The sequence below is a fragment of the Acetobacter fallax genome, assembly GCF_011516735.1.
Lineage (GTDB): Bacteria > Pseudomonadota > Alphaproteobacteria > Acetobacterales > Acetobacteraceae > Acetobacter > Acetobacter fallax.
On sequence record NZ_WOSX01000005.1, the window covers coordinates 55,335 to 81,590 of the forward strand.

Sequence of the window (26,256 nt, forward strand, 5' to 3'; positions counted from 1 at the left end):
GAAAGCAAGGTTGAAGCGCTCTCCTATTGATGAGGAAAAACCGAGGAATGCCGACCTATTTCTTCATCGGCGGCAAGGTGAGGGTGTGAGAACTGTGCACAGTCAAATTGAAACTACGGAACGCGATCCACGTAGCGCGCAGGGCCCCTGGAGCGATCTCGCGCTTCACACGATCGGTTGGCGCGCCTTTCAGGACCTTTGCTCGCAAGTCTGCGAAGTGGTCCTAAGGCGCCCCGTCGAAATATTCCGAGAAGCGCAGGACGGCGGTCAGGATGCGGTCTTTCTCATACCCTCGCCAAATGGCGAGCAGCTCATCGGCACGATCCAGTGCAAGCACACTTCGGACGCCGGCAAAGCGTTGAAGCTCAGCGACCTCTCCGCTGAAATCGGTAATGTCGAGGAACTCGTTAAAGGCGGCCAGGCAGACACATACATCTTCATGACCAACATGAGCGTGGATGCGCCGGTTGCGGCCGCCATGCGCGCCAAACTGCGCGAGTTCGGCGTTCGCAAGCCGCATATCCTGGGCCGCCAATACATCGTTCGGGTCATCAAGAGCAGCGCACGCCTGCGCGCCCTCGTCCCGCAGGTTTACGGTCTAGGGGATTTGACAGCGATCGTCGATGAACGGCTTAGCGAGCAGAGCCGCGCGCTGCTCGATAGCTGGATTCCGAAACTTCGTACCTATGTTCCAACTCAGGCGCATCGCGACGCCGTCAACGCCATCTCGGACCACGGCGTGGTGCTTCTGCTCGGCAATCCTGCGAGCGGCAAATCGGCGATCGGTGCGATCGTTTCAACGATCGCTTCGGAAAATCCCGACAACACCGTGTTGGCGCTGACCAGTCCACGCGATTTCGAGGCTGGCTGGAATCCCAACGATCCCGGGCGATTCTTTTGGATTGATGACGCTTTTGGCTCGAACGTGCTGCGCGACGATTACGTACAGGATTGGGCGTCGGCGTTTTCGAAGCTGCGCGCAGCAATCAAGCACGGCAACCGCTTCCTGCTGACATCGCGCAAGCATATTTACGAAGCAGCTCGGCGCCGACTGGGGCAGCGTAATCTAGCGCAATTCGCTGATGGCAGCGCCGTGGTCGACGTCGGTGAACTTACCTTCGAAGAGAAGGCACAAATCCTTTACAACCACATCAATTTCGGCGAGCAGAGCCAAAGCTGGCGTTCGAACGTCAAGCCGCATCTAGCCGCCGTTGCCGCCGTCGAAGAGTTCTTGCCCGGAATCGCTGAGCGGCTTGGCGACCCGAACTTTACCAAGGGACTGACGCCGCGCGAAAGTTCGCTCGTCCGCTTCATGGAGGAGCCGACCGAGCACCTTATCGACACGGTCAGCGCACTGGACGAGCAACTCCGGGCCGCGCTCTATCTCATCTACGTCCATCAAGCCGGCTTCGATCCCAGCGATCATGATGCGGCGGCAGCGCAGGCGGTTTCGGACTTGACCGGTTTCACCCTAGCCAAGATCCAAGATTGCTTCGCCGAATTGAAGGGATCCTTTCTCAAGCTATCCGGCGCCAAATGGACCTTCGCGCATCCGACCATCTCGGATGCTCTGACAGAGGTTTTGCGGCAAAAACCTCATATGATGGCCGCACTGATCCGCGGCGCACCAATTGATACGATCCTCGGCAGCTTCACCTGCGAGGGATCGCCGCTTATTCGGGATGCCTTGGTCATTCCGTCCGGGCTGAACGAAGCGCTGGTAGCGCGTCTCAGCCACACGCCGGACGAAAACCATCGAAATTGGATGCTGTTTCACTTCCTGTCCTACAGGGCGAACGACGCGGTTTTCGCCAAACTAATCGGACAGTTTCCGGAGATACTCAGGCGCCACTGCTGGCAGTCCGATCCCCTCGCCAATGACCCTCGGTTTCATACCTACGGCCGCGCCCATCAATTCGGTCTACTCCCGGAAGATTTGCGGTGCGAGGCCGCAAGGAGCCTCGAATCCGCAGCGCTCTCAGACCTCGATATGTCCTTCTTTGCCGAGAGGGGGATGCTCGCACTCATATCGCCGCTTCGTCTCGTCCGATTAGGCTTGGCACTGCGAACCAATCTTCTGCCCGCTCTTGAGGAGAGGATCGACGAGATCGCCGCAGATGCCGATCTGGATGAAGAGCCCGACAGCCACTTCAAGAAATTGCTCGGTGCGCTCGAGCGCATCGAGGAGATGGGCGTCGAGCTGGATGACGATGCGGTTGGCTTGGTCGGCGACGCGCGGGATCAGGTGAATCGGGCGGTCGACGGACTTGAAGAACGCAAGCGGGAGCGCGACGAAGAGAACGAAGACGACACGGACTGGACCTATATCGTCACGCAGAAGAAAGAAGAACCGTCACCGCCGGAACTTGCGGCTACGAAGCGCTCGGTCTTCGACGATGTCGATAAGTGACGATCACCAGATGGGACGATCGGATACAGGCGTATAACTCCGCAACTTCGGCAACTCCTGTCCAGCGGCCGGAAGCAGCCCGAATGACTGCTCTTGTGAGACTACAACGTTCGTGCAGCCAGTAACGAACGTCTCAATCTGGTCGTTAATCGTCATAAGCGTGAGCACTGCGAATGGCAGCTTTCGATCACTCCTCCCCGATAACCGACTTACTGCTTGCCCCCCTAATCTGCCGTCCAATCCTCAGAACGCAACCCGTTTACCCGGGTAAATTCTCGCAGGTTTCCGGTTACAACGACAAGTCCTCTGCTCCGGGCGTGTCCGACAATCATCAAATCGTAAGGCCCGATGATACAACCACGAGCTTCCAGGTCCGCCCTGATTTCTGCTGTATGCGCAGCGGCATCATCATCAAACGGTAAAACAGACAGACGCGCGGCAAAATGCTCAACCTCACGTCGGATCTTTGCCGGATTTTGAGATTTTTCGGCCCCATAAAGAAGTTCGTAAAGCACGACACCTGAGATACAGAGCGCCTCGGCGTTATCGTTGAAACGTTCGCGCAGGCCTTGTGGACGATCGCGTAAAACGCGAATGCAAAAATTTGTATCGAGAAGATAACGAAGCATCAGAAGCTTTCGCGCTCCTGCATCCCGGGCTGATCGCGCTCAGGCAATTGAGTGCCCGGGGAGGCAAAGAAGTCGTCCCATGCGGCGTTTGCCGGCGCAATTATTCGACGCGCACCGTCAGGAATGATCACGACTTCTTTTAGGTTGACGTCAAACGCAACAGCTTTGGGAAGGCGTACTGCCTGGGAGCGATTGGACAGGAAGAGCGTCGTGCGGGTGAGCATCATAGCCTCCTCAAAGGATATACTGATAGTATATCCAAAATCTCATCTGATACCAATAGAATTCGTTCCATGGAGATGCGCCACGTTCGTGATCTCGCTTTAGGTGAGATGGATATAGCGCACCCAATACCAAAATCCGGAAACATGGCGGCTTTCCAGCTTTTTCAATCGATACCGGATCTTCCGCTTCCCCACATACCTGACGCAGAATATCTTTTTCCTGAAAGAGGGGCGCCGGACTATTCACGAAAATTACTTTCGCCGTCCGGCGGCGTACCAGATCGCGGCGGCGAAGAAGCCCACGTAGTAGCCGATGTCTGCGCCGCCGAGATAGCGGGCGACGGGGCCGGTGTAGAGGGAACTGGTGGAGAAGAGGGCGACGGTGAGGACTGAGGTGACGACGAAGATTGTGGCGTCCCTTGTCCAGCCCTGCGGGGGGATGAGGGGCTGGCCGTAGGGGCCGGATTTTGCGGCGGAGTGGCCTCCGGTGAGGTACCAGTCGGCGAGGACGATGCCGCACCAGGGGGCGATCCAGTACATCGTGACGAGCAGGTAGTCTGTGTAGAGGCTGGCGTATTGTCCGGCGCCTGCGACGGCGAGGATGTATCCGAGTGTGGCGGTGATGATGGCGGCTGCGACGCGGGGGATGTGGATTCCGGCGGAGATCAGGCTGTAGCTGGCGGTGTTGTCGTTGAAAGAGTTGCCGGTGATCGAGGAGAGCGCGATGGCGGCTAGGGCCAGGGGTCCGAGGGGGCCCATGGCATGTTGCAGGCTGGCGATGACGGCGGTTGGTGACGGTTCGGCGATGCTGGTGGCGGTGAGCAGGCCGAGGATCTGGAAGGGGACGGCGGAGGTGAGGAGTCCGGCGAGGGCGAGGGCGATGACGGTTTTCGGGGCGCTGTTTGCGGGCAGGTAGCGGGTGTAATCCGAGGAATATGTCGCCCAGGAGAGATTGAAGCTGACGAGGATTCCGACGGCGAGCAGGAAGGTTGCGAGGCTGACGGGGTGGGTGGCGTGAACGATGGCGCCGCCCCGGGCGGCGAAGGTTACGCCGATGAGGGCGAAGACGAGGAGGAGCATGGCGCCGAGGTATTTTTGCAGTGCCTGGACGACGTGGTGGCCGTAGATGGAGGCGACCATCTGGGTGGAAGCGAGGATGCCCAGGGCGAGCCAGAAGGGGAGCGGCAGGCCGCTGAGGGCGAGCAGGGCCATGAGTGCGGCGGCGGCGGGTACGTTGTTCACGGCGTCCCATCCGACGCAGTAGAGCCAGTTGAGGAAGGACGGGGGGCGGACACCGATGCGGCCCAGCGCCATGCGGGAGGCCTCCATCTGGGTGAGGCCGGTGGCCGGGCCGACGGCTGCGGCGAGGGCGACGGGGATGGCGCCGATGATGTTGCCGATCAGGATGGCAAGGATGCCGGTTCGGAGGTCGAGGCCGAGGCTGACGAGGAGGGCGCCGGTGACCCATCCGCCCGGGCCGAGATTGGGGGAGAAGTGGCTCCAGAAGACCCGGTCGAGGGGCATTGTCTTGCGTGAGGCGGGGACCGGCTCGCAGACGGCGGCGGCGGAGAGGTCTTCCATGAGACTGTGTGCGTCACGCGACAAGGGCGGAGATCCGTGTCTGGGGTTTGTGGAGGAATTTCCACTATAAAGGGAATGGTGCGGGTGTGTAATCAGGGCGCTGCCCGTGAAGGGCGCGACCGGCGTGTGGTTTTGGGCGGCGAAGCGCAGACAACGCGTGTCGAAGCGCCGGCAGGGGGACTTTTGAGCGGCCTCCGGGTGGAAGGCCGGGCTCTGCCCGGACCCGGAAGGGGGCGCGGACCCCTTCACCCCGATCTGTTTAATTAAAATGGTTTCCAAAGGTCTGTGACCTTTGGTGGGTTTCAGGGCAAAGCCCTGAAAAGATACCGGCACTTAACGACAACAGAGTCTTTGGGCACTGGTTTGTCTGACTGACCGGGGTGCGAAGGGCCGCACCCGGAATGACCTGCTGTCAGGCTGTTGCCGTTTCGGAATCGTTCTCTGTCACAGGCATGGTTCCGGCAGCGCCGATGGGCTGGGTGGTGTAGTATTTTTCGGCCAGGCGGATGGGCAGGAGGTCCATGAACCGGGAGCCGGCGACGATCCATTTCGGGAAGGTGATTCGGCGCTGGTTGCGGGCGACACCTTTCATGATTTTGTCCACCGCATCGGAGGTCTGGGTGAGGCCAGGCATGGGGAACTCGTTGGAAGCGACCATCGGGGTGTTGATGAAAGCGCAGACAACGGAAGAGAGGATTACACCTTCGCGTTTCAGATTGCCGCCGGTTGCGACCATGAAGCGGTCGACGGCGGCTTTGGTCGCACAGTAGGTCGGGGTTCCGGGGAAGGAGACGACGCCGGCAACTGACGATATGGCGCAGATGCGACCACGCGTGCCGTCGGCGGCGCGGGGCTGGGTGCGGATGAGGTCGATGGCGGGGAGAACGGTATTGAGCACGCCGTCGAGATTGGTGGCGACCATGCGGCGGATCTGGGCTTCGGGCTCGGTGGGTGCCGTGTCATCGGCCGGGCCGGAGCGGGTGCCGCCGGTGATGCCGGCGCAGGCGAAGACGAGGTCGAGCTGTCCGGCGCTGGTGACGGCGTCTTTCATCGCGGGGGCGCTGGCGACGTCGAGTGTGTGAGTGACGACACGGGCGCCGAGGGCTTCCGAGCGGGCGGCGGTGTCTGCGAGGCCGGCGCCGTTGCAGTCTATGAGGTGGAGGGTGACGCCTTTACCGGCGCGGGTGAGGGCGAGGGCGCGTCCCAGTCCTGAGGCGGCTCCCGTAATGAGGAGAGAATCCTGTTTCATGGTCGCTCTATTAACCTGGTGCTGGTAGAAGGGCGACACCGGAGGGTCGGGACGGCTCTCCGGCAGGATCTGAGTGCCGGAAAACTGAGACGCAGGAGCCACGAACGCCGCAATGATACGCAACGTACAGTCTCCCTCGCCTGCCCCCCCTGTTTCCCGGCGCGGCCTCTGCTTCGTCATTTCCGCACCGTCCGGTGCCGGCAAATCCACCATCGCGAATGCGCTGCGGGCGGCAGAGCCGCGTCTGAAGCACTCAGTCTCCCTTACGACGCGGCAGCCGCGTCCGGGTGAGACGGAGGGGGTTCATTATCATTTCCGAACGATGGACGAGTTTCAGCGCATGGCCGGACGCGGTGAACTTCTGGAATGGGCCACGGTGTTCGGGCGCGGGTATGGCACGCCGCGCGCGCCTGTTGAGGCGGCACTGGCGGCGGGTCAGGACATGGTGTTTGACATTGACTGGCAGGGGCACCGGCAAATCCGCGAGGCATTGCCGGATGATGTGGTGAGTCTGTTTGTGCTGCCCCCTTCCCTGTCCGAGCTTGAGCGACGGCTTAAAGGGCGCGGGTCGGATGCTGACGAGGAGATTGCGCGTCGGATGGATGCGGCTCTTGCCGAGATTTCCCACTGGCGGGAATTCGATCATGTGATTGTCAATTCGGATCTTGACCGGGCGATTTTTGAGGCGCGTTCGATTTTGACGGCAGCACGGTTGCGAACGACGCGACAGACAGGGCTTGCTGAGTTCGTCACCGGTTTTCTCGGCTGATCCGGATTTATTACGATGGATTTTTCCCGGATCACCGTTCTCTGTGTCGGCGATGTGATGCTGGATCGGTTTGTTTACGGCGATATGGAGCGCATTTCGCCGGAGGCACCGGTGCCGGTGCTGCTGCTGAACAGGCGGACGGAGATGCCTGGTGGCGCGGGCAACGTCGCCAGCAATGTGATCTCGCTGGGCGGCCGGGCCATTCTGATCGGTCTGGTGGGCGAGGACGAGGCGGCGGTGACGCTGCGGGACACGTTGCGTCTCCGGGCGAAGGTTTCGGAGATGCTGGTGCCGACGCCGTTTCGGCCGACGATTTGCAAGACACGGTTTATTGCGGCGCATCAGCAGGTGGTGCGAACGGATGAGGAGAGCCGGCTGCCGCTTCAGACGGAAGAAGCGGAGCTTCTGTGTCAGGCGATCGATGCGCGGCTGGACGAGGCAACTGTTGTGATTCTTTCCGATTATGGAAAGGGTGTTTGTGACGGCATGGTGGTACGTCATCTGATTGGCGCAGCGCGGTTGCGGAATATTCCGGTATTTGTGGACCCGAAGACGCTGGATTTCCGACATTATCGCGGGGCGACCTGTATTACGCCGAACGCGAAGGAACTGGCGGCGGCCTCCGGGATGCCGGTTTCGGATAATGCCGGCGTGGAGGCCGCCGCACGCAAGGTGATGGCGCGGGCTGAGGCGGATGCAATTCTGGCGACGCGCTCCGAGAAAGGCATGATGCTGGTACCTGCCGCGGGTGAGGCGATTGCGGTGCCTGCCCGCGCGCGCGAAGTGTTTGACGTTTCCGGCGCGGGTGACACGGTGATTGCGACGATGGCGCTGGCTGTCGGTTCCGGCATGGCGTTCGACCAGGCGATGCGGGTTGCGAATGCGGCGGCGGGTGTTGTCGTGGCCAAGCTCGGGACGGCGACGGCGGATATTGGCGAGGTGATGCGTGAGTTGCAGGCGCAGGACGGGCCGGAGGAAGCGCCGCATCTGCTGACGCTGGCGCAGGCGAAGCGTCAGGTTCTGGACTGGAAAGAGCATGGTCTGACCGTTGGTTTTACGAACGGGTGTTTCGACATCATTCATCCGGGGCATGTCAGTCTGCTGGCGGCGGCGCGGGGGGCGTGTGACCGGCTGATTGTGGCGCTGAACGATGATGCCAGTGTGCGGCGGCTGAAGGGCGAGACGCGGCCGGTGAACGGGCTTGGCAGCCGGGCGGCGGTGATGGCGGCGATCCGGTCGGTGGATGCTGTGGTGGCGTTTTCAGAGGACACGCCTCTGGAGATCATCCGCGCGCTGATGCCGGAAGTTCTTGTGAAAGGCTCTGATTACAGGCCGGAGGATGTGGTCGGGGCTTCGGATGTGATTGCGGGCGGAGGGCGGCTGGTTCTGGCGGATCTGCGGGACGGGCATTCGACAACGGCGACGATCGGGCGGATTCAGGGGGGGTGAGCCGGGGGCGGCTCTGTTTTTCATGGTTTTCGCAAACAGATACTGACCGGACGTGTTCCAATGATGACTTCAGGACTGTCGGCTTATGGAGTGTTACGGGACGTAAGCAGCCATGGTCATTAACGGAGAACTTATGGACGCCGGCAGGCACGGATGGCCAAAGCCATCGGCTGTTATGACCTTCGAAAATGGCGATCCTGACGAAAATCCCTGGGTAGCCGGGAAGCCAGTGCAGGAAGACATCAGGATAGAAAATTACTCTCCGGAATGGCCTGCATGTTTTGAAACCAGCAGGCGAATCATTGCAGAGGTTCTTCCGGGAATCGCTTTGCATATTGAGCATGTGGGCTCAACGGCGGTCCCGATGCTTGCTGCAAAGCCTGTTATTGATATCGACCTGATTGTCAGTGATCCGGACCGGGAAGACGGTTACATCCCGCGCCTGACAGCTTCAGGCTATGTTCTGACAGTTCGCGAACGCTCCTGGTATCAGCACCGGATGTTACGATATGGCCATCCCCGGATTAATCTGCATGTCTTTGGACCTGAATGCCCCGAGCATTTCCGGCATGTTCTGTTCAGGGACTGGCTTTGTGACCATCCGGAGGATCGGGCACGGTATACGGCGGCGAAAGAAGAGGCAAAAATCAGTGTCGCGAATGCGTATGATTATAACATGAAGAAACAAAAGACGGTGCGCGAAATCTATCATAAGATATTCGTAAGTCGCGGCTGGAGTGTCGGCTAGCGGGACAACCATATCCGGGTCGCGATGACTGCCGTGGGTGATTGTAGTGAAAAAGCCCGGAACGGGTGCCGGCAATTGTGATTATATTGCTTTATTTCAAATCGTTATAACCGAATTACTGGTCTTTGGTCTGCATGAGAGTGACAGGCCCGGCCCGAAGCCGGAAAGGGTTGCGGACCCCTTCACCCCGATCTGTTGATCAGCAGGCGGGTTTCCAGAGGTTCTGTTGTCGTTCAGTGTTGATCTGTGATTTTTCAAAGGGTTAGCAGAATCCGGGCTCTGCCCGGACCCGGCAGGGACCGTCACGCGAAGGCGTGCTGCGCACGACGGCCCCTGCACCCCGATTGATTAATAACAAAATGGTTTCCAAAGGTCTGTGACCTTTGGTGGATTCCAGGGCAAAGCCCTGGGAAGAAGCCAACGCCCAACGACGACAGAACCTTTGCAAACCGTTTTATTGTACACAAACCGATGTGTAGGGACCGTTTCGGCCTCGGTGCAGTCTGGTTTAAACATTCAGAACCTTACGCAGTGAGGCCTCGATCTGGCCGCCGCAATAGGCGTCACCGTAATCCTGCCGTGCCTGAGCGGCCAGCCTGACCAGCGGTGGCAGCGCGGCGACACGACGGGTCAGGCTGGCCGTTAAGGGCGCTGCATCCTCAAGGATCGCTCCGATCGCAGGGAAGCGGTCCGTCATGGTCGACCAGAGGGTCGCCGTCACGATATCGGCGATGCCGGGCGCCTCGCCGCCGAGCAGAAAACCGGACTCTGCTTTCAGATTGTGGCGCCGTCCGGTTTCATCCCAGAATGACATCCACTTCTTCAGGCGGGGAACGAAATCCTGCCAGCGCTTTTCTGTCCACATCTCACGACCGCCATCCAGGGTGATCTCGTCAATCACGTCATTGGCGTCGTTGACGATCTTCATGGTCAGGGCGCGGAGAGCCGGGGTGGCAGGCATGAGACTGAGCGTCTCGCCCAGATAGAGGATGATGGCCGGCATCTCGGCAATGGCGAAGTCCGCCTTCCTGTCGATCAGCATGGGCGGCCCCATGAACGGGACCGGCATGTCTCTGACCGGCCCTTCCATCAGCCTTGAGATTGCGGCGTCACCAGCCTCGGTCCAGGTTTTACCGCTCCAGGCCAGGACCGCGCGCACGAACTGGCCGCGAAACGGCGCGGACCAGTAGTAGAGATCGTAGTCGGACATGTCCCGGACTCCTGGCTATGCAACCGATCTGTCAACAACGCTGGCAGGGTCTCTCCGTTCGGACAGGGAGTACCATCTTTTGATGATCTGCAACCGCTCGCTGGTGATTGCCGTTATGAAACCGGAGCGCGGAGGCCTCTGGTCCCTGCCGGATTCTTGCTGAGCCCGGGATTGCCCGGTCAGATTTTCATGCCTGCGGTCAGTGTCACGATGGCGCGCGCTCTTCCGGGGACGCTTGCGGCATACTGGCGTTCAGAGAGCGAAGAACGCGCTGCTGAAGCGGGCGTTTGCACAGTCGGGACGTGATTGACGGGTCGGGTGAAGTCCTGACCGTCATCAGGGTGCGGCATCGGGATTTCTCACTCTGTTTATACCGGTGGGGTGTCCCTATCTTCAGAGTACGGGCGGCGCTCCATGGCGGGGTCTGCCGTGCAGGAGACGTGACATGAACAAGACGATCACTGGTCGCTTTGGCAATAATCAGGGGCACTGGGTCGGGGATGGTTTTCCGGTCCGGTCGCTGTTTTCCTATAGCGGCCTGGGAGAAGCGATCAGTCCGTTTCTGCTGCTCGATTATGCCGGTCCGTATCATTTCGAACCGACGGATAAACGGCGCGGGGTGGGTCAGCATCCGCATCGCGGGTTTGAGACGGTGACGCTCGTTTATGATGGCGAGGTGGAGCATCGGGATTCCACCGGGCATGGCGGCGTGATCGGTCCAGGCGATGTGCAGTGGATGACGGCGGGGGGCGGTATTTTGCATGAGGAATATCATGCACCGTCTTTTGCGAAGACGGGCGGGCCGTTTCGGATGGTGCAGCTCCGGGTGAATCTGCCTGCGAAGGACAAGATGGTGCCGGGTGGCTATCAGGCGATCACATCCGCGGAAATTCCGGTGGTGGATCTTCCTGATGGCGCGGGCAGGGCGCGGGTGATTGCCGGGGAGCTGCTGGGCCGGACGGGACCGGCGCGGACGTTTTCGCCGGTCAATGTCTGGGATCTTCGGCTCACGCGGGATGCGTCGCTCACGCTGGATCTGCCTGAGGGGCATACGACGATGCTTGTGGGGCTGACGGGGCATATCACGGTCGCGGGTGGTGGCGGTGAACTTGGCGAGGCGGAGATGCTGCTGCTCAGCCGTGAGGGGAAGGCGGTGTCTCTCAGGGCGGACGGGGATGCGATGGTTCTGGTGCTGACGGGTCAGCCGCTGAATGAGCCGATTATCGGTCAGGGGCCGTTTGTGATGAACACGCAGGCGGAAATTGCTCAGGCTTTCGATGATTTTCGTAAAGGGCGGTTTGTGACCACGGCGGTCTGATGTGAGGCCCTGCTGTCGTTACGTGTTGATCTGTGATTTTTCAAAAAGCTGGCGGAATCAGGGCTCTGCCCGAACCCGGCAGGGAGCGTCACGCGGCGGCGTGATGCGCAGGGCGAAGCCCTGAGGAGGTCCGGCATATAACGACAACAGAGCCGGGCCTTCCTGCTTTCTGTGAGTTTGGGGATTGTTCGGGAACTGCGGAAGACGTGTCTTCCTCTGCCGTATATTGCCCGGACCGGACAGATCAATGTGTGGGAGAACGGGGTATATGTTGTGGCAAGCCACTGTATCTGTGTGTCGGAGCGATATTCAAGGTTGCATGGCGTAAATAAGTCATATCACGAAAGAAAACATGTCGAATCCTTGACGGGAATCCTTCTGTTACCAATATATTTGTAATATTCGCAAAAGGAATTGCCTGAATGTCGACACGCGACACACTATGCGCTGCGGTAAAAGCCCGGAGCAACGTCAGTTTTACATATCACGGGCGGTCTCTGACTGGTTCTCCGCACGCTGTGGGGAAAGGCGATGGCGAAGACCGGGTGCTGATTTATGTTGGCAGTGATGAGCATAAAAAGGGCGATGTTCCGGGGGGGCAGTGGAAATGCCTGCCGCTTGCCGATCTGTCCGATGTCGGGACGGACAGCGGGCCGTTTCATGCCGGCCATCCCGGAAAACATGAGACGGCAGGGCTGCATGAGGTCGATGTTTCCATCTGATCCCTTCTGATGATGTTTAATCCCTTCCTGCCATTCAGTGGCGAAGGGGCCGGGGATTCTCTGAGAGTTTTCCTGACTGATAATGGAGACGACGATGGCACATGATCCGCTTCCGCATGAAACCTCCAGCCTGCATGAACTGGCAGAGAGGGCACGTAAGCAGCCTAAATTGCTGACGAAACCTGAGCTTGAAAAGCTTGCCGATTTTGTTCTGAAGAGTGCTGAGCACGCGACTGAAGAGCAGAAGATTACAGCGAAAAAAGTAGTGCATAATCCGAAAGGTGTCGAAGCCAGCGATATTGTTGCGCTCGCTGAGCAGATTCTGGATCGGAAATAGGAGCGTATTATGACCGGACATTCTCATGAGCTTCCGTCTGATCAGTCCCTTGAGCATCGTCTGAACGCGGTTCGGCGTGACCTTGCACGGGCTGAGAAGGAAGAACCGCATCGGGTGCATGCGCTGACGGCTGAAGTGAAGAAGCTTGAAGATGAGCTGAAAGGCTATCGGTAAAAGATTTTTTCCGGAGGACCGATCTGTGAGTGCGGCCCTCCGGAATATGTCATCAGACTGGCGCCGGACATTGTTTCGCCTGTATGGTTGAGCGCAGACGGGCTGCTGTGTTCAGCGGCCTGGCCAGCCGGAGGTGCGTTGCATGATCCCCTTTTCTGTTCTGGATCTCTCGCTTATCACGCAGGGTTCGACGCCGGCGGATGCGTTTCGTAATACACTGGATTTTGCCGGCCTTGCGGAGACGCTCGGGTTCCGGCGTTACTGGCTTGCCGAGCATCATGCGATGCCGGGGATTGCTTCCGCGGCCACGGCTGTTCTGATCGGGCAGGTGGCTGGCGCGACGCAGCGTATTCGCGTCGGAGCTGGTGGTATTATGCTGCCGAATCATTCGCCGCTGGTGATTGCGGAGCAGTTCGGCACGCTGGAAACGCTTTTTCCCGGTCGCATTGATCTCGGGCTGGGTCGGGCGCCTGGAGCGGATCAGCGCACGGCGCGGGCGCTGCGACGCAACCCGGATGCGCCCGATCGGTTTCCGGACGATGTTGTCGAGCTCCTTCAGTATTTCGAGCCTGCTGGCGAGGAAGACAGGCATCTGGTCCGGGCCATCCCTGGCGCGGGACTGCGGGTGCCGGTATGGCTTCTCGGATCATCGCTGTTTTCAGCGGTGCTCGCGGCGCAGCTGGGGCTGCCTTACGCTTTCGCGTCTCATTTCGCGCCGGGACAGATGGAAGAGGCTGTTGCGCTTTATCGCGACCGTTTCGAGCCGTCAGAGCGGTGTCCAAAACCGCATGTCATGCTGACGGCGAATATGATTCTCGCCGATGATGAGGCTGAGGCGCGGTATCTGGCGACATCGCTTCAGCAGTATTTCATTGCTCTGCGGCGGGGCCGTCCGGTCGCGTTTCCGCCGCCGGTCGAAGCAGTGGCGGGACTGTGGTCGGAACAGGAGCAGGCCATGCTCGATCACACGCTTTCATGCACGTTTACGGGATCGATTCCTACGATTGCGCCGCATTTGCAGAGTTTCATTGCGCGTTATCGGCCTGATGAACTCATGGTCGCAGTTCCGGTCTGCGACCATGCGCGGCGACGACGCTCGCTGGAGCTTGTCGCGCAGCTTTCCGATTCAGCCGACAAAGCAGCGATTTAACGGAAGCCGGCTGCCTTCAGTTTCTGATCTGTTTTATACTGGCTCAGGGCGTAGACAGCCCATATTGCCGCTGGCAGCCAGCCGAGCAGGGTGATCTGGAGAAACAGGCAGAATATGCCGGCGATCGGGCGCCCGATTGTGAAAAATGTCAGCCAGGGCAGAAGAAAGGCGATGATAAGACGCAAGGAGATCGCTCCGTGGAAACTGGACGACCGTACTGGCCGCGTTTGCTACTAAAGCGTCCTTTATTTCCAGATGTCCAGAGGGACAGTCTCTGACCTGTGTGAGACTATCGGGGCTCTGCCCGGGAACCCGGCAAAGGCGCGTCTTCGCAAGCCGTTTTATTAAAACAGATCGGGGTGCAGGGGCCTGCGATCCCTGCCGGGTCCGGGCTGAGCACGGATGCTCTCGTCCAAAGCTCAGTTTTTACAGAATCTGATGCTATAATCGGAGGGTCTGATCTTTGACCTCCGTGAGGACGGGAGGGCTCTGCCCTGAAACCCGGCAAAGGCTCGCCTTTGCAAACCGTTTATTATTAAAACAGATCGGGGTGCAGAGGCCTGCGGACCCTGCCGGGTCCGGGCTGAGCCCGGAGTTATCGTCCACAGCTCAGTCTGCACAACAGGCGCTGGTATAAGGCGCCTTCAGGCGGCAATAGCCTGACCCAGGGCTGTCCGCAGCTTTTCTTCGGATTCCGGGGACAGCGAAGTCTGGATGATCCGTGCATGACCTTTCAGCGTTGCAAGCTGGGCCATGACCTTTTCCGGCTCGGCTTTTCTGATCAGCACGAACAGGGCTGACGTGTTGGGCGTGAGGGTTTCACCGAGATGTTTGATGAAATTATCGTCGATGCCGTAATCGCTGAACTTTCCATCCAGCGCACCGGCGCCGGCGCCGGCGAGGCTGCCCACGACAAAACCTGCGAGCGGGTTAAGGAAGATCAGGCCGACGAGGGCACCCCAGAATCCACCGGACAGCAGCCCCCAGGACGCGCCGACCTTTTCGAGATTGACGCTCTGATCAAGGTGGATTTTGCCATCCTGCGTGCGCCGGACGACGACCGCATCTTCCAGATCGAGAAGGTATTCTTTTTCGAGTTCACGGCAATTTGCCAGTTCGGCTTTTGCGCCGTCCAGGCTGTCGAAACCCACAACTACAAGCGTGCTCATCGCAATCTCTTTCAGTAAAGTTCGTTACAGCAGAATTCAGTCAGCGGATTTGCGTCCGAATACGTAGCTGAGGAGAGAGACGGCGGTGAGAATCAGCAGGCCATAAACTTTGCAGGACGTTGGGATCTTATTCTCGTGATCCTGCACATCGCCTTTGATTGTCTCAAGGTGTCCGGCCACCTGCTTTTGCAGTTCTTCCTTGTGCTCATGCAGGGATTTTTCAAGATGCTTCGCGATATCGTGAAGGTCTTCCGGGCTGAGTTTTTTCAGAGTTTCGGCTGCGCTCATGATCCGTATCGTCCTGTGTTGAGTCGTTCAGGTCAGCCAGGGAAGACTCCCGGGCACGTCCCTTAGATGTCGCGCCCGAAAGAATGATTTTCAAGATCTGAAGCGAAAACACCTGCGTGACCCACCCCTGCTCACAGCACGGGGCCGACCATGCCGAGCACGTTATTCCACAGCACACGGTATTTCGGCCATTGCATGACGGCATCAAGTGTCACGGGAAGGGAGGCGTCGATATAGGTTTGTTGTCTTGCACGGATTTCGGCCGTGAAAGCCCGATCCACGAAGAGGATGTTGTTCTCGAAGTTGAGATCGAAGCTGCGGCGGTCGAGATTGGCTGAGCCGATCATGGTCATCTGTCCGTCGACCGTCAGGGCTTTCGTGTGGAGAAGCCCGTGCGGGTATTCACGGAGGATGACACCGGCATCGAGGAGTTCACGATAATAGCTCCGGCTGGCTCCGGCGACGATCCAGGAATCGTTGCGTTGCGGAACGGTGAGCGTTGTTTTCACGCCCCGGCGGGCGGCGGCGCAGAGAGCGGCCTGGATGGGTTCATCGGGGACATAATAGGGCGTTGTGACCGTCAGTTCCCGCGCTGATGCGCTCATCAGGGCGACGAACACGTCCGGCATGGCCGCGTAACGGACGGCGGCGCTTGTTCCGATGACCTGCGCGACAAAGCCTTTCCCTTCCGGCAGGACCGCGGAGGTGATGAGGCTGGTGAGATCTTCTTCGGTGTGGGCGATCCAGTCGGTGGCGAAGAGGTGCTGGTTCTGCAGCACGACGGGGCCTTCGAACCGGGCCACCAGATCGACCCACGGAGCATATTTTGCTTTCACCCGGAATGCGGCGTCGGCGCAGTTCTGACTGCCGCAATAGGTGACTTTGTTGTCGATGACGACGATTTTGCGATGGTTTCGCATATCGAAGCGGCCACGGAACAGGCGCAGGAGCGGATTGCCGATGGGGAGTGCCCGCACGAGCCGGACGCCGGCATCGCTCATATTCTTCCAGTGGGGACTGTGAATCAGGCGGCGCGATCCGAGATCGTCGGCCATGACGCGGCAGGTGATTCCGCGTATGGCGGCGCGTTTAAGGGCTTCCACCACTTTCATGCCGTTATTGTCGGCGAGCCAGATGTAGAAGCTGATATGGACGTGTTCGCGGGCGGCGTCGATATCGGCCACGATGGCGGCGATGGCGGCATCGGCGTCCGGCATCAGTGTCGCGCTGTTGCTGCCGAGTGGCGGGTAGCCGCTGGCGGACTGGCCGACGCGGAACAGCGGAGCCAGGCGCGGTGGCAGGCCGAATTCCTGCTCCGCATCAATCAGGGCATCGCTTTGTTTGCCGGGGACAGGAATGTCTCTGAGGGCGCGGCGTATCCTCACCACGATGCGCGGGCTGAGATTTGTCTCTCCCAGCAGCATGTAAGCGACCATGCCGAGAATTGGCAGGGCGCCGATGATGGCCACCCAGGCGACCCGGGAGGCTGGCTCGCGATGTGGTCTCAGCAGGACACGACCGATGAAGAGAACCTGAAAACTGATAGTGATGGCCGCGCCAAGCCAGTTCCATTGCATAATCTGCGTTCCGGCCTGTTCTGATAGTACGCGAAAAAAGGGGCACCGTATCCTCAGGGCGGATCATGGACAACAGGAGCCGGTGAGGAAGCGCGTCTCACCATCACGACCGGCCGGAAGGCCGGGTTATGTGATGTGTAAGGGGTGTGACGGTGCTTGCATAAGACCCTGCGTTCCGTTTGTGTGAGGACAGGAAGAGATCATGATACGGAAAGGGTCTTTGCCGCATGCGTCTTCAATCGCCCTGGACGCCGCGTTTGTGCGGTGGTTCTCAGCCACCGGCGGAGCGACTGGCTGACGCTCTGGCGGAGGACATTCTTGGCGGTGTGCTTGTGGCGGGGGATCGTCTGCCGGCCCATCGTGAGCTGGCCTGGCGGCTTGGCATCGGCATCGGGTCGGTGACGCGGGCCAGTGCGATCCTGGAGCGTCGTGGTCTTGTCAGAGTGGTGAAGGGCCGGGGCACGTTTGTGTCGGCGCGACCGGGGCACCATCACAGTTTTCTTGATCTGGCCGCGAATATGCCGCCGCCGATGTTCAGTGACCGCGCGCTGGCGCGGACGCTGACCCGTCTGGCGAAAGGTGTCGATCCGGCGCTGTTCAATGTCTATCCGCCGGTGGCGGGACATCTCGGGCATCGGCGGATCATGGCGCACTGGCTGGAGGAACTGGGGCTGGCGGTCTCTCCCGAGATGTTGCTTCTGACCAGCGGTGCCCAGCAGGCGCTCAGCGTCGCGCTGGCTGTGGCGCGACAGAGTGCTGATGTCGTGATCACGGAAAGTCTGACTTATCCCGGTATGCTCGGGGCCATTCGTCAGACGGGAATGACGCTGCGCGGCGTAGCGATGGATGGCGGGGGAATGTGTCCGGTCGCGCTGGAGAGCGTGCTGACAGAGCTTCGTGATCAGCGCGCGGTTCTTTATCTGACACCGACCATGCACAACCCGACAACGGCGACGATGGAACGGGGGCGGCGGGAAGACATCGTGCGGCTCTGCCGACGGTTCGATGCGTTGATTATTGAGGACGGGGTGTATGTCTGTGTGCCGGACAACGCGCTGCCGGATCTGGTTTCACTTGCGCCGGAGCGGACATTTCATGTGAGCAGCCTGTCGAAGATTCTGAGTCCCGGGCTGCGGATCGGGGCACTGATACCGCCTGATGCCTATCGGGAGGCTTGTCTTTCCGCGCTGTTGTGTTCGTCGCTGATGATTGCGCCACTCTCCTATGCGATGATGGCGCAGTGGATGCAGGATGGCACGGCGGCCTCGGTGCGGCAGTCCCTGCGTGGCGAAGCGGGGCGGCGGCGCGGGCTGGCAGCCTCAATCCTGGGGGCATGGATGGTGCCGCCGGTTTATGACGCGTTTCATGTCTGGCTGCCGATGCTGCCTGAGCAGACTGTGGCTGTTATCAACCATGCCCGTTCTTACGGTGTTCTGGTGACTGATCCGGCGCCTTTCCGGACTGAGGCGGGATCAGGGAAATCCGGAATAAGGCTGTGTCTGGGGCTGGCGTCCCTACCCGATCTGACGGAGGCGTTGCATCGGGTCAAAGCGGCGTGCCTGGCGACGGATGCAAAAGTGTCACGCGACACTATTCCGGTGGCCTGAAAGTGTCTCGGCTGCTTATGTGGCCTGACGCGGATCAGTCATGACCGGGAGTCAGTCTTATGCTTATGAGCGGAACGCCGATTACTGTCGCTGTCACGCTTCATCTGAAGTCCGGGCATGTGAAGTCCGGGCATGAGAGTCTTTTTCAGGACATGGATCTGCTGCCGTGACGGGTCGGGTTTACATTCTCGGCACGGTGGACACGAAGTCGGAAGAGTTGCGGTATCTGAAAGCGGTTCTGACGGCCCGACGGGCTGAGGCCAGCATCGTGGATGTGAGCACTGGCGACATGCCGCATGAGGCTGATGTGACGGCGGCGGAGGTCGCGGCGTATCATCCTGACGGGGCCGGGGCGGTGTTTTGCGGGGACAGGGGGCGGGCGATCGCGGCGATGTCGCTGGCGCTGACACGATTTCTTACGGATCGGGACGATCTGGGCGGGGCGCTCGCGATTGGTGGTTCGGGCGGGACGGCGCTGGTGGCGCCGGCTTTGCAGGCTTTGCCGATCGGGGTGCCGAAGCTGATGGTCTCGACTGTCGCTTCGGGAAACACGGCGCCTTATGTTGGGGAATCCGATATCGGGATGGTTTATTCCGTTGTTGATATGCAGGGGCTGAACCGGATTTCGCGGGTGGTTCTGGCCAATGCGGCGGATGCGATGGCGGGGATGGTGCTGAACGCGCCGCCGGCTTGCGATGATGGACTTACTTCTGTCGGGATCACGATGTTTGGGGTGACGACGCCCTGTGTGGCGCGGATCACTGAGGCGCTGCGGGACCGGTTTGAGTGTCTGGTGTTTCATGCGACGGGCGCGGGTGGGCGGTCCATGGAGCGGCTGATCGATCAGGGGGTGATCCGGGGTGTTCTGGATGTGACCACGACGGAGTTCTGCGATTATGTCGCGGGCGGGATCTTTCCCTGTGGCGAGGAGCGGCTGGATGCGGTGAGCCGGACGGGGGTGCCGTATGTCGGAAGTTGCGGCGGGCTTGATATGGTGAATTTCGGAGCGCGGGCGACAGTTCCTGAGCAGTATCGGGATCGGGTGTTTGTGGAGCACAATCCGTTTATCACGCTGATGCGCACTTCGGCGGAGGAGTGCGCGGCGATGGGGCGTGTGATTGGCGGGAAGCTGAACCAGTGTCAGGGGGAGGTGCGTTTCTTCTATCCTGAGAGTGGTTTTTCGTTGCTTGACCAGTCGGGCGGTCCGTTTTCCGATCCAAAGGCTGATGCGGCTTTTCTGGAAGCTCTGTCTGCCACGCTGGAGGAAACGGAACGGCGCCGTCTGATCCGCCTTCCTTATGCGCTCAACGATCCGGCGTTTGCCGATGCGATGACGCGTGAATTTGAAACTCTGTTTAAGGAGAGAACTGATTATGCCGGCTATTCCACGCAGTAAGATTCTTGAGAAATTCCGCGGGATGATCGCGGCGCGTCAGCCGATTGTGGGGGGGGGTGCCGGAACGGGACTTTCTGCGAAGTGCGAAGCTGCCGGAGGGATTGATCTGATTGTGATCTATAATTCCGGCCGGTATCGCATGGCGGGGCGCGGGTCTCTGGCCGGGCTGCTGGCTTATGGCAATGCGAACCAGATTGTCATGGAGATGGCGCGGGAGGTGTTGCCGGTTGTGCCGGATACGCCAGTTCTGGCGGGTGTGAACGGGACGGACCCGTTTGTGGATTTCGATGTTTTTCTCGACGATGTCCGGCGTGTCGGGTTTTCGGGGATTCAGAATTTTCCGACTGTTGGTCTGATTGACGGGAATTTCCGTAAGAACCTGGAAGAGACCGGGATGAGCTACAGCATGGAGGTCGATGTCGTTGCGCGGGCACATAAGAAAGATCTTCTGACGACGCCATATGTTTTTGATTCGCAGCAGGCAAAGGACATGGCGCAGGTAGGGGCCGATGTGCTTGTGGCCCATATGGGACTGACGACGGGCGGAACGATCGGGGCTGAAACGGCGTTTACGCTGGATGACTGTATTAAGCTGATCAATGAGATTACCGATGCGGCACGGACCGTTCGGGATGATGTGATTGTGCTGTGTCATGGTGGCCCCATTGCGATGCCGCCTGATGCGCAGAAGGTTCTGGCCGGGTGTCCGGATTGCCATGGGTTCTATGGAGCATCCAGCATGGAACGACTGCCGACGGAGACGGCGCTTGTCGAACAGACAAAAACCTTCAAGGCGATGACGCGCTAAAAAACAAGCCGGCGTCCGCAGGTTTCTCCCGCGGTTATCACGGGCAGCGCCCTGATGCGCCGGACCTGTAAAAAAGGTCTCTTATCATGCTGAAGAAAACCATCCTGTCCGGCGTAGCTGCCGGCGTTTTCGCTCTGGCCTCTGTGGGGGAGGCCGCTCCACTCCCCTCTTCGGCATTGCATGTGGCCGTGACATCGCAGCGTGTGATGAATGCGGTGACGGTTTCGGATGATAAGCGTCTTTTTGTCTCGTTTCCCTATTGGGGTGGCGGATCGGAACCGGGGCCGACGGTGGCGGAACTGGATGCGAAGGGCGTGCCTCATGCCTGGCCGGATGAATCCTGGAATAACCGGGGCCATGAGCATGATCTGCTGCATAATTTTGTGCGGGTGAATGCGATCCGGATCGGGCCGGACGGGTATTTGTGGGTCGTGGATTCCGGGGATGCGAATGTGGGTGGCAAGCCCAACCCGCCGGACGGGGCGCCGGCGAAGCTGGTGGCGTTCGATCTGAGTTCCGGCAAGCCGGTTCATACGATTGTGCTGAAGCAGGGTACGACGCCGCATAGTTACGTGGATGATCTGCGTTTTCATGGCGACACGCTGATTCTGACGGATGCGGGTGATCCGGGGCTTATCCTAGTGAATCTGAAAACGGGACAGCAGCGTCGGGTGTTACAACATGCGAAGTCCACGACGGATGAGCGCCCGATGTATGCTGAGGGAAAGCTGCTGATCAGTAACGGGAAGCCGGCGCGGGTGCATGCGGATCAGCTTGAGGTTTCACCTGACGGGTCCGTGCTTTATTTCCAGCCCAGTTCGGGACCGATGTGGAAAATCTCCACGGCTGATCTGGAAAATCCGACGCTGAATGATGAAGATCTCTCACGGCGGGTCTCGCTGTTTTACGATACGCCGACGACCGGAGGAACGGTAATTGATGGTCAGGGGAATCTCTATGTCTCTGATGTCAATAAGCTGCGATTGCTGAAGATTACGCCGCAGGGCAGGGCTTCGGTGCTGATTGCGGATAAGCGGCTGGTCTGGGCGGATGCGATGTGGATCGACAGCACCGGCAAGCTCTGGATTCCGGCGGTGCAGCTGAACCGGACGGCGTCGTTTCAGGCGGATGGAGTTTCGCGGGTGCAGAGACCGGTTGCAATCTATACACTGGATCTCGGGCTGGAGCCTCAGCATCGGTTCTGATCCGGGGCTTCTGTTCGTTCGGGTTCAACGGCTGCTGACTCGTCAGAAGCTCCGGAAACAGGTTTGTGGGGTGTGCGTGTGAGAGAGGTGAGTATGGGGTGGGGTCGTCTGTTTTTTGTGGCTGCGGCTCTGGCTGCGTCGGTTCCTGCCCTTGCGGCGCCCCCTGTGGACCGGCTGACGGTCCCGGCGGGTTTTCATATTGCGCTCTATGCGGATCGGGTGCCGTCGGCGCGGGAGATGGCGGTCGGGGATGACGGGACCGTGTTTGTCGGCTCGATGGCGGCCGGGAATGTTTATGCTCTGTCGGGGATGGATGCGAACGGGCGGGCGCGGGCGGTGCGGGTGATTGCCCGCGGGTTACGGCAGCCGGTGGGGGTCGCGTTCCGGAAGGGTGATCTTTATATTTCGGATACGACGCGGATTGTCGTGTTGCGGGATATTGAGCATCACCTTGACAGGCCACCTGAACCTGAGGTGGTTGCGGATCATCTGCCTTATCGGGCGGGGGATCATTCGTGGAAATTCATCGCATTCGGACCGGATGACCGGCTGTATGTGCCGATCGGGGCGCCGTGCAATATCTGTGATGTGGGGCATGCCTTCGGAAAGCTGATCAGCATGAAGGCTGACGGCACGAACTGGCGTGATGAGGCTTACGGGATTCGGAACACGGTCGGGTTTACGTGGCAGCCGGGGACGCAGAATTTGTGGTTCACGGATAATGGGCGGGACATGCTTGGAGACGATGTGCCGTCTGACGAGCTGAATGAGCGGACGGTTCCGGGACAGTCATTCGGGTATCCTTACTGTCATCAGGGTGATGTTCCCGATCCTGTGTTTGGCAGGCAACATGCCTGCAGCGAATTTGTGCCGCCTGTGGTGAAGCTGGGGGCGCATGTGGCCTCTCTGGGGCTTCGGTTTTACGAAGGCGGGATGTTTCCGGCGTCTTATCGCGGTGATCTGCTGATTGCCGAGCATGGATCATGGAACCGGACTGAGCTTTCGGGCTACCAGGTGGTGTCGGTGCATTTCGGTGTGGACGGGAAACCAGGGACTCCTGAGGTTCTGGTCGGTGGTTTTCGCGAGGGACAGGATGCGTGGGGACGACCTGCGGATGTGCAGCCTCTTCCGGATGGAAGTGTGCTGATCAGCGATGATACGGCGGATGCGGTGTATCGACTGAGTTATGACGGGAAGTGATGGGGGTCTTTCAGACTGTTTCAAATGATTCATTTAATATTCTGTGATTTTCAAAGGTCTGGTGGAAGGTCGGGCCCTGCCCGGACCCGGAAGGGGTTGCAGCCCCCTTCACCCCGATCTGTTTCTGGGTTCGGAAGGTCTGTGACCTTTGGCAGGTTGCCAGACAGAGCATAGCCCTGAGACAGCACCGGCACGTAATGCACGCAGCGTCTTTCAGCAGACCCTTTCCAGGAGATCATCCGTGACAGTCCGGTCAATCGTGAGTTTTCCGGATCAGCAGCTTCGTGTTGCAGCTGATCCGGTAACGGTATTTGACGATTATCTCTGTCAGCTTGCGACCGATCTGCTCGACACGGTGCGGGCTGCACCGGGAATCGGAATTACGGGGCCGCATATTGGTGTGGCGCTGCGTGTGGTTGTGCTGGACCTGCCGGATGCGGCCGGACCGGTGACGTACGTCAATCCGGAGATTGTGTGGGCTTCTGATGATGTTCTTCGGCATGAAGAGGGAAGTATCTCGATGCCGGGGGCTGTTGAACAGATTGAGCGCGCGGCGCGGGTTCGCGTGCGGTATCAGGACCTCGACGGGGTGACGCGGAGCGAAGAAGCATCTGGCCTGCGGGCTGCGTGCCACCAGCATGAGATTGATCAGCTGAACGGGATGTTCTGGCTACACAGGTTATCCGGTCTGCGTCGGACGCGTCTGCTGGCGCGGCATGAGAAGCTGAAGCGTGGCGGTGGCGCATGAAGTCGGTGCGTCTGACTGATGTACGCGGCGAGGCCGGACGATATTGTTGCTGACTGGTGTTATCAGTCCTGGAGAAAACCTGCTGTGTGAATGTAGGGCCTGAGGTCACTCAGGAACTCCCGGATGCTGGCGCGCGTGTGCTGGCGGTTGGGGAGAACGGCGTAGAGGTCGATCTGCTCTCCCTGCAAATCGGGGAAAATCCTGACGAGCTTTCCGTCTTCAAGATCCTGATAGACATCGCAAAGCAGTTTGTAGGCAATACCCTGACCGGAGAGCACCCAGTCATGAATGATTTCGGCATTTGTGGTTGAGAGACGCGGCTCCACTGTGACGACATCGGTTTCAGTCTCGTTGCCGATCACCCATTTATTCAGGAGCGCCATCGTCTTGTTACGACGCAGGCAGAGGCAGTCGTGCTTTGGCAGTTCGCCCGGATGAGCTGGCAGAGAACGGCGGGCGATGTAGTCCGGTGAGGCGCACAGAACGCGCATGGTGGATGCGAGGCGGGTGACCATGGCGCCGCCGGCTTCGGGGAGGCCCAGCCTCAGCACGACGTCGAGGTAATCGCTGAAATCGTAGACGCCCTCGGAGGCGAGGGCCAGACTGATCGACAGTTTCGGGTGTTTCGCGCTGAATGTCCCGATGAACGGGGCGATCTGCCGGCGACCCAGTTCCACGGGCGCTCCGATGCTCAGTGTGCCCCTCGGGGCGCTGGCTGAGGAGAAGATCTCCTCTTCGAGACGGTCGATATCGGCGACGATGTTGAGGGCGCGTTCGTAGTAAAGGCGGCCTGTTTCGCTCAGTCCGAAATGTCTCGTGTTCCGGATGACGAGTGTGCTGCCCAGTCTGGCTTCGAGGCGGGACAGGCGCCGTGATACGGCGGCGGGCGAGTTTCCGACGTTTCGTGCGCAGGCGGTGAGGCTGCCAGCGTCCACCAGGCTTGTGAAGAAGCGCAGGTCTCCGGTTTCGTCACTGGACAAGGGGTGTCTCCGCTGAGGCCGGTCGTGGGATCTTTGCGTCCAGCGTAATATTATTTTTCCCGGAAAGTTACTACCGGTCTTTGCTGCCGGAGGGCATGGTCATGTGATCAAAAATAATAACAACGCGAAATTCCCTTGCTATAGCTGTTATAAAGTAGGCGGGTGATGCAGCGTCAGCAACGGAACAGGAAGATGACCGCGCAGGATGTCCTTCGGCAGAACGGGTCTGTTAACGGAAATGAAGACCTGAGACAGCAGCTCATCGGGACGTGGAAGCTTGTGTCTTACAGAGTGGAAGAGAAGGAGAGTGGCTCTTTCATCCACGCGATGGGGCCATCACCGAGAGGGCGGGTTGTATTTACCCAGGATGGCTGGGTGGCTTTCAATCTGGAAGGCAGCCACCGGCATCCGGCTGAGTGCGATGAAGACCGCGCCCGGCTGATGCGAACATTGGTGGCGTATATTGGTCGCTATCGGGTTGAGGGCGATCAGTGGATCACGCAGGTTGAGACGGCCTGGGCACCTGAGTGGGTGGGCACGGAGCAGCGGCGCACCGTTGCGGTGAGTGGCGTGCATGCAGATGTAACGACACCGTGGCGGGAGATGCCGAACTGGGCGGAAGGTCGGTTATCACGGAGTCTGATCCGGTTCCGGCGGGCAGACTGCGAGGAGTGATGCTGGTATCGTAAGGGGATGCGACGGATATGCGCGTCCCTGTTTTCGGGAGCCCTGCTACAGTATCTGCCATCTTGAGGTCATCGGGACAGAGTTGCGCTTGTGGCTGGATGTGTTTGTGGTGTGCAGAACATTTTTCAGAACATGCCGCGGTCAGGAATGGTATGTGGGTCCGCCTCAATGACGTCTCGTGCGGTGGCGAACTGATTTTTGTCATCTGACGCTGCTGTACTGACGTCGGCGCAGCCAGACAGAGCTGGCAGCAAAGAGAGTGTTATTACCGTCAGGATCAGTGTTACTCTGTTTTTCATTGCGATTCCCACTATTTTTATTTATATATTTTTACTAAATACTTTTATGTGAATTATTTATTCTCTATCTGTATTTGTATTACTTAACTATCTTACGCTCGTTCAGAGCGTAGTCAGCCAGACCCGATGGCTTTCCCTGCCAATCGGAATTTCGAAACAGGCATGACGCTGCAATCAGGATTATGAAGCGACGCTGACGTGGGAGGAGCAGAATATCTGGTCATAACTATTCCCTCAGCCTCCCTTGTCATTGATCTCCGACGTGGAACTTAGGAATACCGCCACAGTAAATCAACAAAAAATTTATTCTATTTTATGTATA

26 protein-coding genes are annotated in these 26,256 nt (G+C 59.2%); 16 read left to right on the forward strand and 10 right to left on the reverse strand.

What is annotated here, in order from left to right:
* The first annotated feature begins 10 nt into the window (after positions 1–10).
* Positions 11–2,410 carry an nSTAND3 domain-containing NTPase gene (locus tag GOB85_RS04490; protein WP_198912190.1) on the forward strand — a complete coding sequence of 800 codons (2,400 nt, stop codon included), beginning with the start codon at positions 11–13 and terminating at the stop codon, positions 2,408–2,410.
* A 224-nt stretch (positions 2,411–2,634) separates the two neighbouring features.
* Here GOB85_RS04490 and vapC read toward each other — a convergent pair whose 3' ends face one another.
* From vapC to GOB85_RS04510, 4 genes are all read right to left on the reverse strand, one after another.
* Positions 2,635–3,039, reverse strand: coding sequence for a type II toxin-antitoxin system tRNA(fMet)-specific endonuclease VapC (vapC, locus tag GOB85_RS04495; RefSeq protein ID WP_173576455.1), 405 nt, complete (start codon positions 3,037–3,039; stop codon positions 2,635–2,637).
* Positions 3,039–3,266, reverse strand: coding sequence for a type II toxin-antitoxin system VapB family antitoxin (gene vapB, locus GOB85_RS04500; RefSeq protein ID WP_456304240.1), 228 nt, complete (start codon positions 3,264–3,266; stop codon positions 3,039–3,041). The genes vapC and vapB overlap by 1 nt, the downstream gene beginning before the upstream one ends.
* A 249-nt stretch (positions 3,267–3,515) precedes the next feature.
* The gene (locus GOB85_RS04505; RefSeq protein WP_173576504.1) at positions 3,516–4,844 is read right to left on the reverse strand and encodes a purine-cytosine permease family protein; all 1,329 of its coding nucleotides are present in this window, start codon (positions 4,842–4,844) and stop codon (positions 3,516–3,518) included.
* Positions 4,845–5,256: 412 nt separating this feature from the next.
* Entirely contained in the window at positions 5,257–6,093 is an 837-nt protein-coding gene (locus GOB85_RS04510; protein ID WP_173576503.1) for an SDR family NAD(P)-dependent oxidoreductase, read from the reverse strand.
* A 112-nt stretch (positions 6,094–6,205) separates the two neighbouring features.
* Between GOB85_RS04510 and gmk the strand changes: the two genes are divergently transcribed.
* The 3 genes from gmk (at position 6,206) to GOB85_RS04525 (ending at position 9,059) form a co-directional block, all read left to right on the forward strand.
* A complete protein-coding gene (gmk, locus tag GOB85_RS04515) occupies positions 6,206–6,862 on the forward strand; it encodes a guanylate kinase (RefSeq protein ID WP_173576454.1) in 657 nt (218 codons plus the stop codon).
* 15 nt (positions 6,863–6,877) lie between these two features.
* Entirely contained in the window at positions 6,878–8,311 is a 1,434-nt protein-coding gene (gene rfaE1, locus GOB85_RS04520) for a D-glycero-beta-D-manno-heptose-7-phosphate kinase (RefSeq protein WP_173576453.1), read from the forward strand.
* 133 nt (positions 8,312–8,444) lie between these two features.
* Positions 8,445–9,059, forward strand: coding sequence for a GrpB family protein (locus GOB85_RS04525; RefSeq protein WP_173576452.1), 615 nt, complete (start codon positions 8,445–8,447; stop codon positions 9,057–9,059).
* A 508-nt stretch (positions 9,060–9,567) separates the two neighbouring features.
* Here GOB85_RS04525 and GOB85_RS04530 read toward each other — a convergent pair.
* Positions 9,568–10,269: a glutathione S-transferase gene (locus GOB85_RS04530; protein ID WP_173576451.1), complete on the reverse strand. Its 702-nt coding sequence runs from the start codon at positions 10,267–10,269 to the stop codon at positions 9,568–9,570.
* A gap of 445 nt (positions 10,270–10,714) precedes the next feature.
* Here GOB85_RS04530 and GOB85_RS04535 point away from each other — a divergent pair, with 445 nt between their 5' ends.
* From GOB85_RS04535 to GOB85_RS04555, 5 genes are all read left to right on the forward strand, one after another.
* A complete protein-coding gene (locus tag GOB85_RS04535) occupies positions 10,715–11,587 on the forward strand; it encodes a pirin family protein (RefSeq protein WP_173576450.1) in 873 nt (290 codons plus the stop codon).
* 422 nt (positions 11,588–12,009) lie between these two features.
* On the forward strand, positions 12,010–12,309 hold the full coding sequence (locus GOB85_RS04540) for a hypothetical protein (RefSeq protein WP_173576449.1): 300 nt from the start codon (positions 12,010–12,012) through the stop codon (positions 12,307–12,309).
* Between the two features lie 94 nt (positions 12,310–12,403).
* On the forward strand, positions 12,404–12,646 hold the full coding sequence (locus tag GOB85_RS04545) for a hypothetical protein (RefSeq protein ID WP_173576448.1): 243 nt from the start codon (positions 12,404–12,406) through the stop codon (positions 12,644–12,646).
* 9 nt (positions 12,647–12,655) lie between these two features.
* The gene (locus tag GOB85_RS04550) at positions 12,656–12,820 is read left to right on the forward strand and encodes a hypothetical protein (protein WP_173576447.1); all 165 of its coding nucleotides are present in this window, start codon (positions 12,656–12,658) and stop codon (positions 12,818–12,820) included.
* Between the two features lie 142 nt (positions 12,821–12,962).
* Positions 12,963–13,970 (forward strand): LLM class flavin-dependent oxidoreductase, encoded by a 1,008-nt coding sequence (locus GOB85_RS04555; RefSeq protein ID WP_173576446.1) that lies wholly within the window; start codon positions 12,963–12,965, stop codon positions 13,968–13,970.
* On the opposite strand, the gene GOB85_RS04560 is transcribed toward GOB85_RS04555, so the two are convergent.
* From GOB85_RS04560 to cls, 4 genes are all read right to left on the reverse strand, one after another.
* Positions 13,967–14,155, reverse strand: a complete 189-nt coding sequence (locus GOB85_RS04560; RefSeq protein ID WP_173576445.1) for a YqaE/Pmp3 family membrane protein — start codon at positions 14,153–14,155, stop codon at positions 13,967–13,969. The two genes, GOB85_RS04555 and GOB85_RS04560, sit on opposite strands and share 4 nt — an antisense overlap.
* 459 nt (positions 14,156–14,614) lie before the next feature.
* A complete protein-coding gene (locus tag GOB85_RS04565; RefSeq protein WP_173576444.1) occupies positions 14,615–15,139 on the reverse strand; it encodes a DUF1269 domain-containing protein in 525 nt (174 codons plus the stop codon).
* A gap of 36 nt (positions 15,140–15,175) precedes the next feature.
* Positions 15,176–15,427, reverse strand: a complete 252-nt coding sequence (locus GOB85_RS04570) for a hypothetical protein (RefSeq protein WP_173576443.1) — start codon at positions 15,425–15,427, stop codon at positions 15,176–15,178.
* Between the two features lie 131 nt (positions 15,428–15,558).
* The gene (gene cls / locus GOB85_RS04575) at positions 15,559–17,004 is read right to left on the reverse strand and encodes a cardiolipin synthase (protein WP_173576442.1); all 1,446 of its coding nucleotides are present in this window, start codon (positions 17,002–17,004) and stop codon (positions 15,559–15,561) included.
* Positions 17,005–17,231: 227 nt separating this feature from the next.
* On the opposite strand from cls, the gene GOB85_RS04580 reads away from it, so the two are divergent.
* The 6 genes from GOB85_RS04580 (at position 17,232) to GOB85_RS04605 (ending at position 23,968) form a co-directional block, all read left to right on the forward strand.
* On the forward strand, positions 17,232–18,611 hold the full coding sequence (locus GOB85_RS04580) for an aminotransferase-like domain-containing protein (RefSeq protein WP_173576441.1): 1,380 nt from the start codon (positions 17,232–17,234) through the stop codon (positions 18,609–18,611).
* Positions 18,612–18,777: 166 nt separating this feature from the next.
* On the forward strand, positions 18,778–20,007 hold the full coding sequence (locus GOB85_RS04585) for a Tm-1-like ATP-binding domain-containing protein (protein WP_173576440.1): 1,230 nt from the start codon (positions 18,778–18,780) through the stop codon (positions 20,005–20,007).
* On the forward strand, positions 19,985–20,815 hold the full coding sequence (locus tag GOB85_RS04590; protein WP_173576439.1) for a phosphoenolpyruvate hydrolase family protein: 831 nt from the start codon (positions 19,985–19,987) through the stop codon (positions 20,813–20,815). The genes GOB85_RS04585 and GOB85_RS04590 overlap by 23 nt, the downstream gene beginning before the upstream one ends.
* Before the next feature lie 86 nt (positions 20,816–20,901).
* Positions 20,902–22,020 (forward strand): L-dopachrome tautomerase-related protein, encoded by a 1,119-nt coding sequence (locus GOB85_RS04595; RefSeq protein ID WP_173576438.1) that lies wholly within the window; start codon positions 20,902–20,904, stop codon positions 22,018–22,020.
* Between the two features lie 93 nt (positions 22,021–22,113).
* Positions 22,114–23,220 carry a PQQ-dependent sugar dehydrogenase gene (locus GOB85_RS04600; protein WP_173576437.1) on the forward strand — a complete coding sequence of 369 codons (1,107 nt, stop codon included), beginning with the start codon at positions 22,114–22,116 and terminating at the stop codon, positions 23,218–23,220.
* Between the two features lie 241 nt (positions 23,221–23,461).
* Complete coding sequence (locus GOB85_RS04605) at positions 23,462–23,968, forward strand: peptide deformylase (protein WP_173576436.1); 507 nt, start codon at positions 23,462–23,464, stop codon at positions 23,966–23,968.
* A gap of 62 nt (positions 23,969–24,030) precedes the next feature.
* Here GOB85_RS04605 and GOB85_RS04610 read toward each other — a convergent pair whose 3' ends face one another.
* Positions 24,031–24,948 carry a LysR family transcriptional regulator gene (locus GOB85_RS04610; RefSeq protein WP_173576435.1) on the reverse strand — a complete coding sequence of 306 codons (918 nt, stop codon included), beginning with the start codon at positions 24,946–24,948 and terminating at the stop codon, positions 24,031–24,033.
* Between the two features lie 192 nt (positions 24,949–25,140).
* Between GOB85_RS04610 and GOB85_RS04615 the strand changes: the two genes are divergently transcribed.
* Entirely contained in the window at positions 25,141–25,623 is a 483-nt protein-coding gene (locus GOB85_RS04615) for a lipocalin-like domain-containing protein (RefSeq protein WP_242011294.1), read from the forward strand.
* Positions 25,624–26,256: the final 633 nt, after the last annotated feature.

What these genes read in the sequence shown, in the direction of transcription:
- GOB85_RS04600 (WP_173576437.1), top strand. Translation starts at nt 22,114, where the DNA reads ATGGGGTGGGGTCGTCTGTTTTTTGTGGCTGCGGCTCTGGCTGCGTCG.
- GOB85_RS04595 (WP_173576438.1), top strand. Translation starts at nt 20,902, where the DNA reads ATGCTGAAGAAAACCATCCTGTCCGGCGTAGCTGCCGGCGTTTTCGCT.
- GOB85_RS04510 (WP_173576503.1), bottom strand. Translation starts at nt 6,093, where the DNA reads ATGAAACAGGATTCTCTCCTCATTACGGGAGCCGCCTCAGGACTGGGA.
- rfaE1 (WP_173576453.1), top strand. Translation starts at nt 6,878, where the DNA reads ATGGATTTTTCCCGGATCACCGTTCTCTGTGTCGGCGATGTGATGCTG.
- vapB (WP_456304240.1), bottom strand. Translation starts at nt 3,266, where the DNA reads ATGATGCTCACCCGCACGACGCTCTTCCTGTCCAATCGCTCCCAGGCA.
- GOB85_RS04580 (WP_173576441.1), top strand. Translation starts at nt 17,232, where the DNA reads ATGCGTCTTCAATCGCCCTGGACGCCGCGTTTGTGCGGTGGTTCTCAG.
- GOB85_RS04570 (WP_173576443.1), bottom strand. Translation starts at nt 15,427, where the DNA reads ATGAGCGCAGCCGAAACTCTGAAAAAACTCAGCCCGGAAGACCTTCAC.
- GOB85_RS04555 (WP_173576446.1), top strand. Translation starts at nt 12,963, where the DNA reads ATGATCCCCTTTTCTGTTCTGGATCTCTCGCTTATCACGCAGGGTTCG.
- GOB85_RS04590 (WP_173576439.1), top strand. Translation starts at nt 19,985, where the DNA reads ATGCCGGCTATTCCACGCAGTAAGATTCTTGAGAAATTCCGCGGGATG.
- cls (WP_173576442.1), bottom strand. Translation starts at nt 17,004, where the DNA reads ATGCAATGGAACTGGCTTGGCGCGGCCATCACTATCAGTTTTCAGGTT.
- gmk (WP_173576454.1), top strand. Translation starts at nt 6,206, where the DNA reads ATGATACGCAACGTACAGTCTCCCTCGCCTGCCCCCCCTGTTTCCCGG.
- GOB85_RS04565 (WP_173576444.1), bottom strand. Translation starts at nt 15,139, where the DNA reads ATGAGCACGCTTGTAGTTGTGGGTTTCGACAGCCTGGACGGCGCAAAA.
- vapC (WP_173576455.1), bottom strand. Translation starts at nt 3,039, where the DNA reads ATGCTTCGTTATCTTCTCGATACAAATTTTTGCATTCGCGTTTTACGC.
- GOB85_RS04530 (WP_173576451.1), bottom strand. Translation starts at nt 10,269, where the DNA reads ATGTCCGACTACGATCTCTACTACTGGTCCGCGCCGTTTCGCGGCCAG.
- GOB85_RS04525 (WP_173576452.1), top strand. Translation starts at nt 8,445, where the DNA reads ATGGACGCCGGCAGGCACGGATGGCCAAAGCCATCGGCTGTTATGACC.
- GOB85_RS04540 (WP_173576449.1), top strand. Translation starts at nt 12,010, where the DNA reads ATGTCGACACGCGACACACTATGCGCTGCGGTAAAAGCCCGGAGCAAC.
- GOB85_RS04545 (WP_173576448.1), top strand. Translation starts at nt 12,404, where the DNA reads ATGGCACATGATCCGCTTCCGCATGAAACCTCCAGCCTGCATGAACTG.
- GOB85_RS04535 (WP_173576450.1), top strand. Translation starts at nt 10,715, where the DNA reads ATGAACAAGACGATCACTGGTCGCTTTGGCAATAATCAGGGGCACTGG.
- GOB85_RS04505 (WP_173576504.1), bottom strand. Translation starts at nt 4,844, where the DNA reads ATGGAAGACCTCTCCGCCGCCGCCGTCTGCGAGCCGGTCCCCGCCTCA.
- GOB85_RS04615 (WP_242011294.1), top strand. Translation starts at nt 25,141, where the DNA reads ATGACCGCGCAGGATGTCCTTCGGCAGAACGGGTCTGTTAACGGAAAT.
- GOB85_RS04550 (WP_173576447.1), top strand. Translation starts at nt 12,656, where the DNA reads ATGACCGGACATTCTCATGAGCTTCCGTCTGATCAGTCCCTTGAGCAT.